This window comes from Dellaglioa sp. CoH-57-MRSF-20, from assembly GCF_056781955.1.
Map to the genome: position 1 here is coordinate 1 of NZ_JBXAXV010000257.1, position 273 is coordinate 273.

The 273-nt window shown below is 56.0% G+C and carries 1 protein-coding gene; it reads left to right on the forward strand.

Going from position 1 to position 273, the window contains the following annotated elements:
• The coding region (locus AC1RPN_RS08980) for a hypothetical protein (RefSeq protein WP_481763841.1) at positions 1-273 on the forward strand (273 nt) is incomplete at both ends.

Below are 273 nucleotides of genomic sequence, written 5' to 3' on the forward strand. Positions count from 1 at the left end.
GCTTGCTGTGGGGTTTGCCGTCATTCTGGATTCCTACCCGTCGCGCCGGCTGGCACGCGCCCAGCTCCAAAAGATTTACGCGGACGCCGGCGACAAGTGTTCGGCACCGTCCGATATGGACTGGAAAACGATCAATCGTCGAATCGCCGGTTCAATCATGCTTTTCGATTTTCTCGGGGAGAACGACATACTAAGATGGGCGGGCGGAGTGCAAAGACAGCCGTTGATTGAGGCGCTCGGTAAGAAAATCGAGCCGCTGAAGCTAAAGACGCT